A 14767-nucleotide genomic window follows, 5' to 3' on the forward strand; every position below is an offset into this window, starting at 1 on the left:
ATTACTTAGAAGTCAACTCTGAATAGACGGCGTTACAATTTGGTTGCAGTGGAGTGCCTGATGAAGCTCCAGCTGGACCAAAAGTTGCAACACTAGTACTCTGATCACCAACAGCATTAGACTGGCATAACACAGCTAGAGTAGTTGCTTCACTGGTAGATAATACTATTGATTTAATAACAACACCCTGGTAAGATTTGAGCACCGGCTTCAGAGATATACCATTATTGGCAACCTGAGTATCACCCCCATTAACAGCGTATGCATAATTCTCAGTTTGGGTTCTAATACCAAGTCCTAACTGATCCATACTAGTAGTGAATTTAGCATTTTCTAAAAAGTATGCTTGTTGAGCGCGGTTCATAGAACCAGTATACTGTTTAGCTTCTGACTGCTTACCTTTGTTAGCTTGGTTCAAGAAAGAAGGTAGTGCGATCGCAGACAAAATACCGATAATAATAATTACTACTAGTAATTCAATAAGTGTGAAACCTTCGTTTTCCTTCTTTTTGCCGATGATGTGTTGGAGAAACTTTGCTTTCAATTCGGTTTTCATAAGTGTTTTCCCTGGTGTAGGATGTGGTTGTGTGTTCTAGATATAACTTACCCAACTGCGATCGCTTTCCTATCACCTTGATAAAAAAAGTTTAGCGAAATCTAGTTACACAATCCAAAATCCTTGCATCTAAAAGCCCCTAGCCTAAACCAGGGTCTTGATTCCCAATTTCGTTTGTGAGAATGCCTTACTCAAACTCAGGTGGCCACAATTCTGATACCGCCAGTTCCCAACCTGGTAGCAAGTCTGGTAGTCTAAGGATGTCTCCATTCTGCAACACCACTAGAGTTTGGTTTAATCGGTAAACTGTTACTGTCAATTCGTCAGGGTCAATCAATATGCCGACTACAGACCCAAGTTGCAAAAATAGCTGAATCTTCTCTTCAAGTGGTTTAATTCTGTCGCTTTTAGATTTAATCTCAACCATCAAGTCTGGAACTAACTCTACAAAGTCGCGTTTGGTCTTTTTCAATCTGTCAGCGCGAACAAAAGACACATCAGGGGCACGCAGGTTTCTTTTTTCGGAGTCGCCCTCTTCTATTTTAGGTAATATGAAGCCTGCGCTAGAACCAGTCACTCGCCCTAGTTTGCGCGACATGACCCAGATATTCAAGAAGGTACTTAATCGAGTGCCAATTTCCTCTGACTCGTAATCTGATGGCCCCATAACTATAATTTTCCCCTCTACTAGCTCCATCTGCCACTCTGGATGCTCGCTTTGGAGCTGCTCTAAGTCTGTAATAGCAAAGGACATAATACACTAAATAACGGTTTTATCTCTATCATACGTACCGTTTCCCATCTGGCATAGCCGATCGCAATTTATTATGCTATATTAAACGTAGTCGTTATGAGTTCGTATATTTTCATGTCTAACACAACAACAGAAAACTTGGTAATTATCGGTTCTGGCCCAGCAGGGTACACAGCAGCTATTTATGCTGGACGCGCTAACCTGAAACCCGTTGTATTTGAAGGTTTCCAAGCCGGGGGATTACCTGGTGGGCAATTAATGACAACGACAGAAGTTGAGAACTTTCCAGGGTTTCCGCAAGGGATTACCGGGCCGGAACTGATGGATCAGATGAAGGCGCAGGCGGAGCGCTGGGGGGCTGAACTATATACTGAAGATGTTATATCAGTTGACTTGAGTCAGCGTCCATTTACAGTGCGATCGCAAGAGAGGGAAATAAAAACCAACAGCATCGTCATTGCTACGGGTGCAACTGCAAAACGTTTGGGTTTACCCAACGAACATGAATTTTGGAGTCGGGGTATTTCCGCTTGTGCAATTTGCGATGGTGCAACACCAATTTTTCACGGTGCAGAATTGGCTGTAATTGGTGCTGGCGACTCGGCGGCGGAAGAGTCAATTTACCTCACCAAATACGGTTCTAAGGTAAATATGTTGGTACGCAGCGATAAAATGCGGGCTTCTAAAGCCATGCAAGACCGCGTTTTGAACAACCCGAAAATCCAAGTGCATTGGAACACAGAAGCCGTGGATATCTTCGGTAACGGCCACATGGAAGGGGTGAAAGTTCGCAATACTAAAACTGGTGAAGAGAGCAAACTGCACGCTAAAGGTTTATTCTACGCCGTTGGTCACACTCCCAACACCTCTTTATTTAAAGGTCAGTTAGAACTGGATGAGGTAGGTTACGTTGTCACTAAGCCTGGTTCTGTGGAAACCAGTGTAGAAGGCGTTTTTGCTGCTGGCGACGTACAAGATCATGAGTTTCGGCAAGCAATTACGGCTGCGGGTACTGGTTGTATGGCGGCGATGTTGGCAGAACGTTGGTTGTCGTCCACTGGCTTGATTCAAGAATTCCATCAACAGCCAGAAACAGCAGTTAATGAATTAGAACATCAGCCAGCCAAAAAGACTGAAGCCGAGGAAGAAGCTGGATTTAAATTGGATGCGACGCGCCATGAGGGAGGTTATGCTTTACGGAAATTGTTCCATGAAAGCGATCGCTTACTCCTTGTTAAATACGTCTCTCCTGGTTGTGGCCCTTGCCATACTCTGAAGCCAATTTTAAACAAAGTGGTGGATGAGTTTGACAGCAAAATTCACTTTGTGGAAATTGACATCGACAAAGACCGAGATATTGCTGAAAATGCTGGTGTGACAGGAACGCCAACAGTTCAATTGTTCAAAAATAAAGAACTGGTGAAGGAAGTCAAAGGTGTGAAGCAAAAGAGCGAATACCGCCAGTTGATTGAAAGTAATCTATAGGAGAATAGGGCATGGGGAAGACTGTGCCCAATACCCGCTACAGTTGGCTTAAATGTTAGCTTTAATAAGTTAGGCAATAGCATACCCTGTGTGTTGCCTAACATTTGGCGGGTGAAATCCCAAGACAATTTTCTCTTTGTGAATTCCTGCTGCTATCAATTCGTAGGTTACACCATCTTCTGTGTCATCCCGTTGCACCCAAATTTTGCCATCAATAATATCAAGATGAACTCAGCAACCGTGAATTCGCTTAACACCATCCCAGCCTAGCGTTATCAACAAATAACTTCAACCTCACATTACGGCGACGAAACAAAGCACGACTGAAATAAAATCCAATGTTGTTTGATTCATCCAAGACACAACAGAACTAGATTACACTCATCATCGGTAAATTAAGGGATTAGGGCATATTGGTGATGGTAAAGGTAGAGGAATGATGCTACACAGTTGTTTAGCAGTAGTACCAATACCTCACAATCCACAAATTTTGGGATTGGCAGGACAAATACCTTGGCTGCGTAGTCAAAAAAAGGATAATGACAACACGTTGGTCGAAGCGCTACCAGAACTATTGAGAACAGATGGTGAAGGGGAGATTTGGGCAGAGATGGTAGAATCCATAGGCACTGCACCAGCGCCACAAACTGGGTCAATTTGGGTAAGTGTCGGGGGGATTAAGGGGAGGGTTAGGGTAGGGTAAAAAAATATTGGACTTACGCATGAGTTATGGAATAACGTAGACACAAAGTGGCTTGCCGCAGGCTACCGCAGAAGCGCAGAGGAGAAATGAGAGTTTGAGAGATATTTTGCGTAAGTCCTAATTTCATAAGACTTTTGACTTTTGACTTCCGCCTTGCGGTATTAACGCCTCAGTGAGTAATGATAATTGGCGGCTTACCTGTAAAATTTTTAACCATGATTACGTGCCATTTGTAATTTTGTAAGTTAAAAATTAAATATTAATTTAGGTGAGCGGATGACAAGTAATAATATTGAGATTGTTTTCAGTTTTGATACAACTGGAAGTATGTATCCTTGCCTTACTCAAGTACGGCGAAAAATCAAAAATACCGTTACCAGACTAATAGACGAAATTCCCTTAATTAAAATTGGAATTATTGCTCATGGTGACTATTGCGATGCAGGTTCAACTTATGTCACCAAAATATTTAATATATCTGGTGATGTTGATGCTATCTGTGATTTTGTGCAAAATGTCGAACCTACTGGTGGCGGAGATGCACCGGAATGTTACGAATTGGTATTACATGAATCGCAATCTTTATCTTGGTCAAAATCAGCAACAAAATCACTGGTTTTGATTGGCGATGATATTCCCCATCCGCCAGCACACAATCCTAAAAAACTGAATTGGCGCAAAGAGTTAGATAAATTAGCTGAGGCAGAAATTACAGTTTACGGAGTTCAAGCACTCAATCGCCCTCATGCCACTCCTTTTTATCAAGAACTTGCAGAAAAGTCTGGCGGTTTTCATATCAACTTAGACCAATTTTCGTATATTAGTGATTTGTTTTTAGCAGTCTGCTACCAACAATCTTCTAACGATCAGCTACAAGCTTATGAACAAGAAGTAATTGACCAAGGACGCATGAGCCGTGGGTTAAATAAAATATTTAACACCATGATGAACCGGGAAGCAACATCCTATTACGAATCGGCTGATTTACGGGCAGTTTCTCCGGGGCGTTTCCAAATTTTAGAGGTTGAACAAGATATTTCAATTAAAGCCTTTGTATTAGAAAATGGTTTAAGTTTTAAAGTTGGGCGGGGTTTCTACGAATTTACAAAAACAGAAACTATCCAGGCTCAAAAAGAAATTATCTTAATGGATCGAGCAACGGGTGATTTATTTGAAGGAGGTGCTGCACGAGAAATGTTAGGTCTACCGATGGATGCAACGATTCGGATTAAACCGAGTAACCTAGAAAAGTATGTTGTGTTTGTCCAAAGTACCTCTGCTAATCGTAAACTAATTGGCAAAACTCGATTTTTATATGAAGTCGAAGACTGGGATCGCTAAATCCCAACGATTATAAGTCAAAAGAGGCAGGGGAGCAGGGGAGAGGATTGAACGGAGCTTGTACTCCGACCAATCAAGAACTTCTTAGAAAGACGGGGCTTGATACCCATGTTCCGCTCCGCTTCACAGCTTCTCTGCGAGACTCTACGCGAACGGGGCAGGGATTGCTTCCCCTGCCCCTCCGCCTCTTCGGTCACGGCTACCCAAACAAAGCCTGCTCATGCAGGCTATTCTATTCGCTAGGTATTTTGTAATAAGTCTAATGACCCAGATTAAGCCAGAAGTAAAACGTACAGAAGAACTGCGCCAATTATTGCAACAAGCCAGTTATGCTTATTACGTTTTAGATGCTCCAATTATGGAGGATGCAGTCTATGACCAGTTATATCGAGAATTGCAACAACTAGAAATTCAGTATCCAGAATTGGCGACTCCCGATAGTCCGACTGTGCGCGTGGGTGAGAGACCAGCAACGCAGTTTACCTCGGTGCGGCATAATATCCCCCTGTACAGTCTAGAGAATGCATTTAATATCAATGAGTTGCAAACCTGGGATCAGCGTTGGCGGCGACAAGTACCGAAAATAGACTCGGTAGAATATGTCTGTGAACTCAAAATTGATGGTTCTGCTTTGGCTCTGACCTATCAAAATGGCATTCTAGTTAGGGGTGCAACTAGGGGTGATGGGGTGACGGGTGAAGATATCACCCAAAATGTGCGGACAATTCGCTCAATTCCCTTACGTTTGAATTTTGAAGGGTTAGAAATTCTAGAAAGGGTGGAAGTACGCGGTGAGGCGTTTTTACCGTTGGAAGTATTTAAACAAATCAACGAGGAAAGACAAAAAGCAGGCGAGCAATTATTTGCCAACCCCCGCAATGCCGCAGCTGGTACACTCAGACAACTAGACTCGCGCATTGTCGCTAAACGGCGATTAGATTTCTTTGGCTATACCTTACACATTCCTGGTAGAGATGACGCCAGTATTGCCAATACCCAATGGGAAGCATTGGAGTTATTAGAAAAGATGGGTTTTCGAGTCAACCCCAACCACAAACTGTGTGCCTCGATCGCAGAAGTGGCAAAATATTATGAATACTGGGATACGGAACGGCTGAATTTACCCTACATGACTGATGGGGTAGTAGTAAAGCTGAATTCTTTTAAACTTCAAGAACAGCTAGGGTTTACCCAGAAATTCCCTCGCTGGGCGATCGCTCTAAAGTACCCAGCCGAAGAAGCACCCACTCGTGTCGAAAATATTGCTGTGAATGTCGGACGAACGGGGGCGTTAACGCCGTTAGCCGAGATGCGCCCAGTGCAACTGGCGGGGACAACAGTTTCTCGCGCTACTTTACATAATAGCGATCGCATTACTCAATTAGATATTCGCATCGGCGATACTGTCATTGTCCGCAAAGCCGGAGAAATCATCCCAGAAGTGCTAAGGGTACTCAAAGAACTCCGTCCCTCTGACACTGAACCTTTCGTTATGCCCACCCATTGCCCAGTTTGTGGTCAACCAGTGGTGCGAGAATCAGGTGAGGCGGTGACTCGGTGCGTCAATGCTTCCTGTGCAGCGATTCTCAAAGGTTCCATTGAACATTGGGTAAGTCGTGATGCTTTAGATATTAAAGGCTTGGGGGAAAAGCTAGCGCATCAACTTGTTGATAAAGGTTTGGTGCATTCCGTTGCCGATTTGTATGAGTTGACAAAAAGCAAATTGTGTGCATTAGAAAGGATGGGGGAAAAGTCGGCTGAGAAATTGGTAGATGCGATCGCTCAATCGAAAAACCAACCTTGGTCAAGGGTATTGTATGGTTTAGGCATCCGGCACGTTGGCAGCGTCAATGCTCAATTGTTGACTCAGAAATATTTCACTGTAGACCAGTTAGCGACAGCAAAGCAATCAGATATTGAAGGAATTTACGGTATTGGTGCTGAAATTGCCCAATCTGTGTACCAGTGGTTTCGGATTGATGCCAACCAAAAGTTGATAGAACGCTTACAAGCAGAAGGGTTGCAATTAGCTGCTACAGAGGAAACAAAAACAATTGGGGATGGTAATCAAAAGTTCGCAGGTAAAACTTTTGTAATTACAGGAACATTACCAACCTTAAAGCGAGATGAAGCCAAGGCTTTGATTCAAAAAGCTGGTGGGAAAGTGACTGAATCAGTGAGTAAAAAAACCGATTATTTGGTAGTAGGCGAAGATGCAGGTTCTAAATTAGAAAAAGCGGTTTCTTTGGGAATTACGCAATTAAGCGAGCCGCAATTATTGGAGATGCTGGAGGATTGATGTATATCTGGCAAATGCGTCAGACTCATTAATTATTAACGTTTATTAAGCTTGGCTTCTGCCTTAATCCTCCCTAACCCTGTTTTTTAGGAGGGAATTAGAGCAAGTATAAAAATAGGATATTCTTATACTACTGTAAATTGATCGATTTATCGTATAATATTTTTCAGCTGCGATCGCTTCCTTTGGTATGTAGTTATTAAGTGCAAGCAACATACCAAAAGAAACGAACGAGTGCGAAGACTGCCCTATAGATCAAACTATGGAGAATTCAGATGAGCAACAAACACATTGAAGTCAAGCAGGTAGCTGGTTTCATCGGTGCCGAAATCAGTGGCGTAGACCTTTCGCGTCCCTTGCACGATGATGCAGTCAAAGAGATTCGTCAAGCACTATTGAAGTGGAAAGTCGTGTTCTTTCGCGGTCAGAACATAGATCATGCTGCACAGATTGCGTTCACCGCTCGTTTTGGCGAAGTTACCTACGCGCATCCCCACGAAGATGAGCCAATTGAAGGCTTCTCAGAAATATTGCCGATTGACCGCAGTCGTTACGAACGGCGCAATGGCCTGCGGCGTTCTAGCTACGAGAGCCGTTGGCATACCGATGTGACAGCAGTTGTCAACCCGCCTGCGGCATCAATTTTGCGTGCGGTTAACGTTCCTAGCTTCGGTGGTGACACCCAGTGGACTAACTTGGTTGCAGCCTACGAGGGTCTATCAGCACCCTTGCGATCGCTAGCAGACGGATTGAAAGCCGAACATCGCTTCAATGCCCGTTTGAACCTGCCCAGCAATAGCAAAATCGCCCAGCGCATTGCAGCCAATCCCCTGGTTTCAATACATCCAGTTGTCAGGGTTCATCCTGAGACAGGCGAACGAGCATTGTACGTGAATCCTGGCTTCACCTCGCACATTCTTGACGTATCACGGCAAGAAAGCGACCTGCTGCTTGAGTTGTTTTTCAACCAGATTACCAAGCCTGCCTACACTACCCGCTTCCGATGGAACAACGGTGACATTGCCTTCTGGGACAATCGCGCCACCTCGCATTTAGCCCCGCAGGATCTGGATCATCTGGAAGTCGAGCGCGTCCTCTATCGCACCACCATAACGGGTGATGTTCCAGTCGGGCCTGATGGTTTCCGATCGCAAGTGGTTGAAGGTGAAGCGTTCAACAGCCAATTACCAACCGTCTTGAAGAACCGATCTGAGAAGCTGGAAGCAGAACCAGTGCTTTCGTAAGCAAGTACTGCGGAATATGTCCGTAGTCCGTTTGAGTGGACTTGCGCTATTAGCCAGAGAATTTATTCTCTGGCAAAAAAGTGGGCAGGTGCAAGAATATAAATCTGAATTGTACTGTTATATTTCTTACGAATTTATGTCTAATGGTAGGTTTATTTCCGCCGACCTGTAGTAATAGATAATTTATCCTAAAAATTGTTAAAAGAAAATTTGGAGTTTTATTAAATAAAATCAATGTCTGAACAAAAGCCCATAAGCCCCTGGAATTATAAACCTTGGTGGTGTCAACCCTGGTCTATAGTTCTCACAGGTGTAACCCTGATTGCTGGTAGCTGGTTACTATTTAAAACTATCTGGCTAACAGTTCTCGTCTCCATTCCTGTAGTGACATGGATGGGGTTTTTTGTGTTGTTTTGGCCACAACTAATGATTCGCAGTGGGATTTTGGAGTCGTATAAGGACTAATTCGAGTATAAACGTCGGAATATTTCCATGTTTCTCGCCTAGTTGTTTGGCAAGGGGCGCAACTACACCGCGCCCTTGCTTTTGACAGTAGCAGATCACTGCAATCCATGAAAAGCTAGACCGAGAGTACCTGCTGGAGTTGAAGAATAAGCGATATCTAGAGAAACACTAGCTTCTATCGTCAGAGGGCCACCAATTAAAGGAGTTGTAGTACCTGTTGCAAAAGCTTTACCTGCTACTAGATTAAAGTCCAAAGGAGATGGGCTAGGATTGCTAGCTGAGTTAATATCAATGTCAATAATCTTTCCAGGGGTTAACTGCAAGGTACTAAAAACTGTATTAGCCTGAGCTTGGGCGTCTTTAGCCGCTTCGCTAAGAACCTGGAGACGTGCCTGCTTTAATGCTTCGTCTGAGGCAGTGAAGCTTATATTCTCTATTAGATTCGCACCTGCTTTGATAGCTTTGTCAATTGCTCCTCCAGCTTGATCCGTTGGTAACTCAAACTGAAGTTTGTTGAGTCCTTTAAAGCCGATTAGGGTTTGATTACCATCTTTATCATATTTATAGACGGGATTTAGTTGAATAGATGTAGTTTGAAGTTCTTGCGCTCCAAGCTTTTTCAGCACATCAACTACTGCTGTTGAACGTTGAGCAACTTCTTCTTGAACTTCGGTTGCAGTTTTTCCCTGTACTTGAATCCCTAATTGCACCTCAGTTAAAGTACTGGGAACAGTAACTTTTCCTTGACCAGTAACTTCCAATTTCTGAACAGTGTTTGAATTAGTGCTACCAGTCAGGGGATCGATAATCCCAAGAGCCTGCTTAATCGCACCTGTGAGATTATCATTAGTAGCCGAAGCGAGAGTGCCTGCTGAATTTTGAGAATAACCGATATCTAGAGAAACACTAGCTTTTATCGTCTCAGGACTACCAATTATAGGAGTTGTGATATCTGCTGCAAAAGATGCCTTATTTAATGTTAATCCTTCAAGCAACAAAGGAGATGGGCTAGGATTGGCAGTTGAGTTAATATCAATATCAATAATTTTTCCGGGGGTTAACTGCAAGGTACTAAAAACTGCATTAGCCTGAGCTTGGGCGTCTTTAACTGCTTCGCTAAGAACCTGCAAGCGTGCCTGCTGCAATGCTTTGTCTGAAGGAGTGAAGTTTATATTCTCTATTAGATTCGCACCTGCTTTGATAGCTTTGTCAATTGCTCCTCCAGCTTGATCCGTTGGTAACTCAAACTGAAGTTTGTTGAGTCCTTTAAAGCCGATTAGGGTTTGATTACCATCTTTATCATATTTATAGACGGGATTTAGTTGAATAGATGTAGTTTGAAGTTCTTGCGCCCCAAGCTTTTTCAGCACATCAACTACCTCTGCTGAACGTTGAGCAGTTTCTTCTTGAACTTCGGTTGAGGTTTTTCCCTGTACTTGAATCCCCAATTGCACCTCAGTTAAAGTAGTGGGAACCGTTATCTCTCCTTGACCAGTAACTTCCAATTTTTCAGCAGTGTTTGGATTAGTGTTACCAGTCAGGGGAGGGATGATCACAAGAGCCTGCTCACTCGCAACTGTGAGATTATTATTTGTGTTAGCCATCTTATTCTCCTTCCTTAAATGATGTTTGAAACCTGTTAATGTCTTAATCTTAGAGGATGTCTGAAAAGTAAGAAAGCTCACTCACCGATATCCTGTCAATAGAAAAAATACTTAAGGATGACAGCGTGACGAGAGCCATGAATCCACCGTACCTAATTAACTTTCATCGCCGCAGTGGGAATTGCTATCAGGACTGATTCCAGTAGCTAGAAAAGACGGTATAAATCGCAGTGTTGACATGTCAAGTAGTGAATGCAATCTTTTAACACCATCTGCGACTTAATATTACTAGGACTTACGCATCAGTAACGAAAAGTCAAAGGTTTGGGCTGGGCATTGATCATTGGGTATTGAGCATGGAAAATTTACCGATGCCCCATTCCCTATGCGCTATACCCAACTCAACGAATAATTGTACTGCGTAAGTCCTGATTACGTAACAAGTTTGTCGAATTTAAGAGGGTCATAATTGTAGCAATTAAGGCACTTTTACCATTTGGTACGCCAAAACCAAGTAAATTATTTTCTATAAATATATTTATCAGTTAGTGGGTTGACAACAAAATGCGTGTGATGCGTAAACGCATTAGCGAAGCGGTAGCGACGTTCGCGTAGCGTCTCGTAGAGAAGGAGCGTCAGCGGCTTGTAGTCAGACATCGCCTGCTAATAAAAACTTTTTATTAGTTGCTTTTTCGAGTTGTCTAAACAGTATTTAACTTAATTGAATTATCAGATTGGAAGGCAAACATCTGGAGATAGGTAGGGCTGATTCATGAAATTTTTGTACGTTTTAAGAAATTAAGCTGAGGATTTTGCAGGATTAAAATTAGACATTATTTCAGTTTTCATAATTCTTGATTTTGTGTAACAATCCACTGCAAATCTAACCATAATTTAGGATAAATCTTCTTAATCTGCGATTTGGGATCGTGTAACAAATTTGTAGCATTCACGCAAACAACTTCTACTAGACCCAGATATTCTGCCACTTCTATCAGTAAATTTTTTTCTGCTACTACAGCAGAAATCAGTCTGTCAGGGCAGTAAATTCTTATATATTTGGCATGAGGGATATACATTCCTTTTGATTTAGAATTTAGCACTTTTATATAGCAGTACTGTAGTAATTTCCATGCTCTTGGGTGAGCTTGCTTGATAATCAGAGTAAATTGTTGGGCTAAGTCTTCTTCGGTAATCATTACTCTCTCCATTATTATTGTGCTAAAAACTGTTATTTCATCTCATTTATACACAGTAAAGGTGACGTAGCATTGCTAATGCTGTCTGCATTTTTACCTGAGTAAAATTAACAATTTTTAGTTGGGGTAAAATTTACCCATGCGGCAGAATTTATTGGTAAGTTTTCTACGGCTTTTGTTACTTTCCTATCAAGGATCAAAGCTGAAACCGATTACTAAAACTGTATCAATCGCTGCTTTAAACCAAATTAATTGGTATAAAGCGAAGTTACTGAAAAAAGAATTAAGCAGCCAGTATTGATTACTTTCATTGGCTTTACGGTAGTCAGTGTTACTTGCTGACTACCTTTCTCTTTTTAGTCCAAAGTCCAGTCCCTATATCAAATCATCTCTGCACAGAAGCGCAGAGATGATCCAAACTGTGCTGCAAAGTTAAGCGATCGCTTTCACTACATGCGATCAATCATGAACCGACATACTCAGCAAATAATTGCAGGATAAATTATTATGTCCGACGACAAAATTAGACAGATTGCTTTCTACGGTAAAGGCGGTATTGGTAAATCTACCACCTCCCAAAATACCCTAGCTGCGATCACTCAAGCAGACGGTGAAAAGAAGCAAGAAGATGCTCAAGGCGAAGGCACTAGAAGCACTTGTACCAATTCACAATGGGCTTCACCCCGCTACGCTAACACAATGGGCAACTCTTGGAGACGCTAAAAGCAAACGCACCGCTACGCTAACGCAATGACGCTCTTACGGACGCTCGTTCCTCTCTACGAGACGCTGCGCGAACGCTACCGCTTCGCTAACGCTAACGCTGCGCTAAAGCAATTAAAAAAATTAGATACAGCAATGCTTTCAAGGTTTGCATCTGTATCATATTTTTCGTGAAATGGTATTGCAAAAGGAAATGTCGAAATCGTTACTGGTAGGAAGAAAAAGTAAGTCCAATAGAGACATCTAAAACCTTTTTATACCGACAATAGGAATTTTGGCCTTGCTGAATCGAGGTATGAACTTGGGTGTAGAGACGTAAAATTTTAATTATCTCCAAGGATTTTCACCACAACGCACAATTGTTTTTATACCGCAATCAGCAACGCCAGAATTCTCAAACAACCTCTTAGCGATTTGCTACCAATTTTTGAGCGATTTTTTGCTTAAATAGACGATAAAAAAACAATGGATTACCTATGACATAACGATCCCAAAGACGAGTAGGTTCAGTAACTAAGCGTGTTAACCACTCGAAGCCATTATTCGTCAGCCACTCAGGGCCACGATATGTAGAGTTAGTATAAAAATCTAGACACGCGCCTAAAGGTAAAAATACACGAGCTTCAATTTTATTGAAGTTATCTAAAATCCACCGCTCCTGTAATGGCATACCAAAACCAATATATAAAATATCAGGTCGGAATTTATTGATTTTTTCTATTATTAAATCATTCTCTTTTCCTGATTTCTCAAAGTAACCATGATGTCCACCTATCCGAAGGTTTGGTGCAATTGATACCAACTTTGTAATTGCTTCATCCACTACGCCAGGTTTTCCAGCTAATAAAAACAAAGAAACATTTTCTTTTTCACATTTTAATGCTAAATCTTCTATATAATCTGGTGCTGTCATGCGATGTACAGAATCCAGTGAATAACCGCTTAAGTTAGCCGCTAACAATACACCAAATCCATCGCAAAATACTAAATCTGCATTATTTAAAAAATCTCGATACCAAGGCTTTTCATAAGCAAAATTCATCGCTCTAATATTAACATTTTCGACAATTGTCTTTTTTGGTTTTTTGACTGATTCTACTAAATAATCGATTAATTCTTGTACTTTCACTTTATGGAATCTTGTATCAAACAACTTAATTTCAGGGAAAGTTTTCGTATTCATTGTTTCCATTGTTATTTCCTCCTTGTCTACTTTACACAAACTTATGGTTAATCAATGATCATCAGAATATGGCTCTTAACCTACGACTGATGCATAAATGTATTTTAAGGATGCAAGATAATTGTTGATATCCAAGTGTTTAACACTTATCCGTGCATTAGCTCCTAGAGATATTCTCAAATTCTTATCTGCAATTAAAGATTGCATTGCCTCTGACAGCTGTTGAATATCACCCGGATTGAGTAATAAACCATTCTGATTTTGAGTAACTACTTCGGGTATTCCTCCTACCTTAGTCGTTATGACAGCTAAACCCCAACTCATTGCTTCTAGTAGTGCCATCGGCAAACCTTCGTTGTAAGAAGGTAAAACAAATACATCAGCTTTAGCTAAAAGCTCGTCGCGTTTTTCTTTGTCTACCCAGTCAAGGATAGTAATGTGGTCAACAAGATTTAGACTTTGAATCAAACTACGAGCTTTTTCTACATCTCCATCACCTGCCATAGTCAACTTTGCTTTACTTTTCTCTTGGGCAGGTATAGAAGCGAATGCGTTAATTAAATCAAATGCACCTTTGCGCTGACCAATGCGACCTAGAAATAAGAAAAATACCTCGTTGGAATCTACATGCTGTGGAATTTGGGCAGGAATTCTTACTGCATTAGGAAGAACAATAACTTGCTCTGGCTTCAAACCAAGATTTTCGATATAAAATTTTTTCCAGCTATCTGATAAAACAATAAAACGGGTACATTTCCTAAAAGACCAACTAAGCCATTGCTTCAGTAATTGAGGAAGCTCAGAGTAAAACAAATGAAAGTCAGCACTATGAGCATGAATAATTAGCGGTTTTTTAAACAGCCAACAAATTACACTAGTGATTGAGTGACGAAAAGCACTACCTCTCTCTGAAACATGGACGTGAATTAGGTCGGATTTTTTATTTAATAAATTCCAAAATAACTCCCCTATTGCCTGCACAAATACCAATACTTTCTGGAGAGCAGAGCCATTGGGTAAAGTAGCTATATGTGTAAATTTAATATCAGAAGTAGCTTCAGTGGCTTCTTCAAGGATGAGCTTTTGCACGGAAACTATTCCACCTTGGCGCTCCAAGCTTTCGCCTAACATAGTAATCTTTATAGGACTCATAACAAAAGAGCTTATTTAGGGTAGATAAATTCATCAAATATTTATGTACGGCACATTGT

General features: G+C 41.6%; 13 protein-coding genes and 2 pseudogenes. 8 read left to right on the forward strand and 7 right to left on the reverse strand.

Annotation, left to right across the window (positions count from 1 at the left end):
* Position 1: 1 nt before the first annotated feature.
* A complete protein-coding gene (locus RMY00_RS01055) occupies positions 2–556 on the reverse strand; it encodes a type IV pilin-like G/H family protein (RefSeq protein ID WP_322645785.1) in 555 nt (184 codons plus the stop codon).
* A gap of 187 nt (positions 557–743) precedes the next feature.
* On the reverse strand, positions 744–1310 hold the full coding sequence (locus tag RMY00_RS01060) for a Uma2 family endonuclease (RefSeq protein WP_322645786.1): 567 nt from the start codon (positions 1308–1310) through the stop codon (positions 744–746).
* Positions 1311–1424: 114 nt separating this feature from the next.
* Here RMY00_RS01060 and trxB point away from each other — a divergent pair, with 114 nt between their 5' ends.
* Entirely contained in the window at positions 1425–2795 is a 1371-nt protein-coding gene (gene trxB / locus RMY00_RS01065) for a thioredoxin-disulfide reductase (RefSeq protein WP_322645787.1), read from the forward strand.
* A gap of 69 nt (positions 2796–2864) precedes the next feature.
* Here the strand turns inward: trxB and RMY00_RS01070 are convergent.
* A pseudogene (locus RMY00_RS01070) lies at positions 2865–3083 on the reverse strand (XisI protein); the annotation flags it as partial.
* Positions 3084–3231: 148 nt separating this feature from the next.
* Here RMY00_RS01070 and RMY00_RS01075 point away from each other — a divergent pair.
* From RMY00_RS01075 to RMY00_RS01100, 6 genes are all read left to right on the forward strand, one after another.
* On the forward strand, positions 3232–3498 hold the full coding sequence (locus RMY00_RS01075; protein ID WP_322645788.1) for a hypothetical protein: 267 nt from the start codon (positions 3232–3234) through the stop codon (positions 3496–3498).
* 276 nt (positions 3499–3774) lie between these two features.
* A complete protein-coding gene (locus RMY00_RS01080) occupies positions 3775–4839 on the forward strand; it encodes a vWA domain-containing protein (RefSeq protein WP_322645789.1) in 1065 nt (354 codons plus the stop codon).
* A gap of 262 nt (positions 4840–5101) precedes the next feature.
* The gene (ligA, locus tag RMY00_RS01085; RefSeq protein WP_322645790.1) at positions 5102–7138 is read left to right on the forward strand and encodes an NAD-dependent DNA ligase LigA; all 2037 of its coding nucleotides are present in this window, start codon (positions 5102–5104) and stop codon (positions 7136–7138) included.
* A gap of 275 nt (positions 7139–7413) precedes the next feature.
* Entirely contained in the window at positions 7414–8382 is a 969-nt protein-coding gene (locus RMY00_RS01090) for a TauD/TfdA dioxygenase family protein (protein ID WP_322645791.1), read from the forward strand.
* Between the two features lie 16 nt (positions 8383–8398).
* A complete protein-coding gene (locus RMY00_RS01095) occupies positions 8399–8554 on the forward strand; it encodes a hypothetical protein (protein ID WP_322645792.1) in 156 nt (51 codons plus the stop codon).
* 62 nt (positions 8555–8616) lie between these two features.
* Positions 8617–8847, forward strand: a complete 231-nt coding sequence (locus RMY00_RS01100) for a DUF6737 family protein (RefSeq protein ID WP_322645793.1) — start codon at positions 8617–8619, stop codon at positions 8845–8847.
* Between the two features lie 95 nt (positions 8848–8942).
* Here the strand turns inward: RMY00_RS01100 and RMY00_RS01105 are convergent, their stop codons facing one another.
* Both RMY00_RS01105 and RMY00_RS01110 read right to left on the reverse strand, forming a co-directional pair.
* On the reverse strand, positions 8943–10451 hold the full coding sequence (locus RMY00_RS01105) for an SIMPL domain-containing protein (RefSeq protein ID WP_322645794.1): 1509 nt from the start codon (positions 10449–10451) through the stop codon (positions 8943–8945).
* Positions 10452–11296: 845 nt separating this feature from the next.
* Positions 11297–11650 (reverse strand): hypothetical protein, encoded by a 354-nt coding sequence (locus RMY00_RS01110; protein WP_322645795.1) that lies wholly within the window; start codon positions 11648–11650, stop codon positions 11297–11299.
* Positions 11651–12157: 507 nt separating this feature from the next.
* On the opposite strand from RMY00_RS01110, the pseudogene nifH reads away from it, so the two are divergent.
* A pseudogene (gene nifH / locus RMY00_RS01115) lies at positions 12158–12253 on the forward strand (nitrogenase reductase); the annotation flags it as partial.
* 526 nt (positions 12254–12779) lie between these two features.
* On the opposite strand, the gene RMY00_RS01120 reads toward nifH, so the two are convergent.
* Both RMY00_RS01120 and RMY00_RS01125 read right to left on the reverse strand, forming a co-directional pair.
* The gene (locus tag RMY00_RS01120; RefSeq protein ID WP_322645796.1) at positions 12780–13565 is read right to left on the reverse strand and encodes a WecB/TagA/CpsF family glycosyltransferase; all 786 of its coding nucleotides are present in this window, start codon (positions 13563–13565) and stop codon (positions 12780–12782) included.
* A 66-nt stretch (positions 13566–13631) separates the two neighbouring features.
* Positions 13632–14708 carry a glycosyltransferase family 4 protein gene (locus RMY00_RS01125; RefSeq protein WP_322645797.1) on the reverse strand — a complete coding sequence of 359 codons (1077 nt, stop codon included), beginning with the start codon at positions 14706–14708 and terminating at the stop codon, positions 13632–13634.
* Between the last annotated feature and the right edge of the window lie 59 nt (positions 14709–14767).

Origin of the sequence: Nostoc sp. ChiVER01 (assembly GCF_034531155.1) — a bacterium.
Lineage (GTDB): Bacteria > Cyanobacteriota > Cyanobacteriia > Cyanobacteriales > Nostocaceae > Nostoc.

Bases quoted from the DNA above. Each gene is read 5' to 3' on its own strand.
- RMY00_RS01055 (WP_322645785.1), bottom strand. From the start codon at position 556: ATGAAAACCGAATTGAAAGCAAAGTTTCTCCAACACATCATCGGCAAA.
- RMY00_RS01060 (WP_322645786.1), bottom strand. From the start codon at position 1,310: ATGTCCTTTGCTATTACAGACTTAGAGCAGCTCCAAAGCGAGCATCCA.
- trxB (WP_322645787.1), top strand. From the start codon at position 1,425: ATGTCTAACACAACAACAGAAAACTTGGTAATTATCGGTTCTGGCCCA.
- RMY00_RS01075 (WP_322645788.1), top strand. From the start codon at position 3,232: ATGATGCTACACAGTTGTTTAGCAGTAGTACCAATACCTCACAATCCA.
- RMY00_RS01080 (WP_322645789.1), top strand. From the start codon at position 3,775: ATGACAAGTAATAATATTGAGATTGTTTTCAGTTTTGATACAACTGGA.
- ligA (WP_322645790.1), top strand. From the start codon at position 5,102: ATGACCCAGATTAAGCCAGAAGTAAAACGTACAGAAGAACTGCGCCAA.
- RMY00_RS01090 (WP_322645791.1), top strand. From the start codon at position 7,414: ATGAGCAACAAACACATTGAAGTCAAGCAGGTAGCTGGTTTCATCGGT.
- RMY00_RS01095 (WP_322645792.1), top strand. From the start codon at position 8,399: ATGTCCGTAGTCCGTTTGAGTGGACTTGCGCTATTAGCCAGAGAATTT.
- RMY00_RS01100 (WP_322645793.1), top strand. From the start codon at position 8,617: ATGTCTGAACAAAAGCCCATAAGCCCCTGGAATTATAAACCTTGGTGG.
- RMY00_RS01105 (WP_322645794.1), bottom strand. From the start codon at position 10,451: ATGGCTAACACAAATAATAATCTCACAGTTGCGAGTGAGCAGGCTCTT.
- RMY00_RS01110 (WP_322645795.1), bottom strand. From the start codon at position 11,650: ATGATTACCGAAGAAGACTTAGCCCAACAATTTACTCTGATTATCAAG.
- RMY00_RS01120 (WP_322645796.1), bottom strand. From the start codon at position 13,565: ATGGAAACAATGAATACGAAAACTTTCCCTGAAATTAAGTTGTTTGAT.
- RMY00_RS01125 (WP_322645797.1), bottom strand. From the start codon at position 14,708: ATGAGTCCTATAAAGATTACTATGTTAGGCGAAAGCTTGGAGCGCCAA.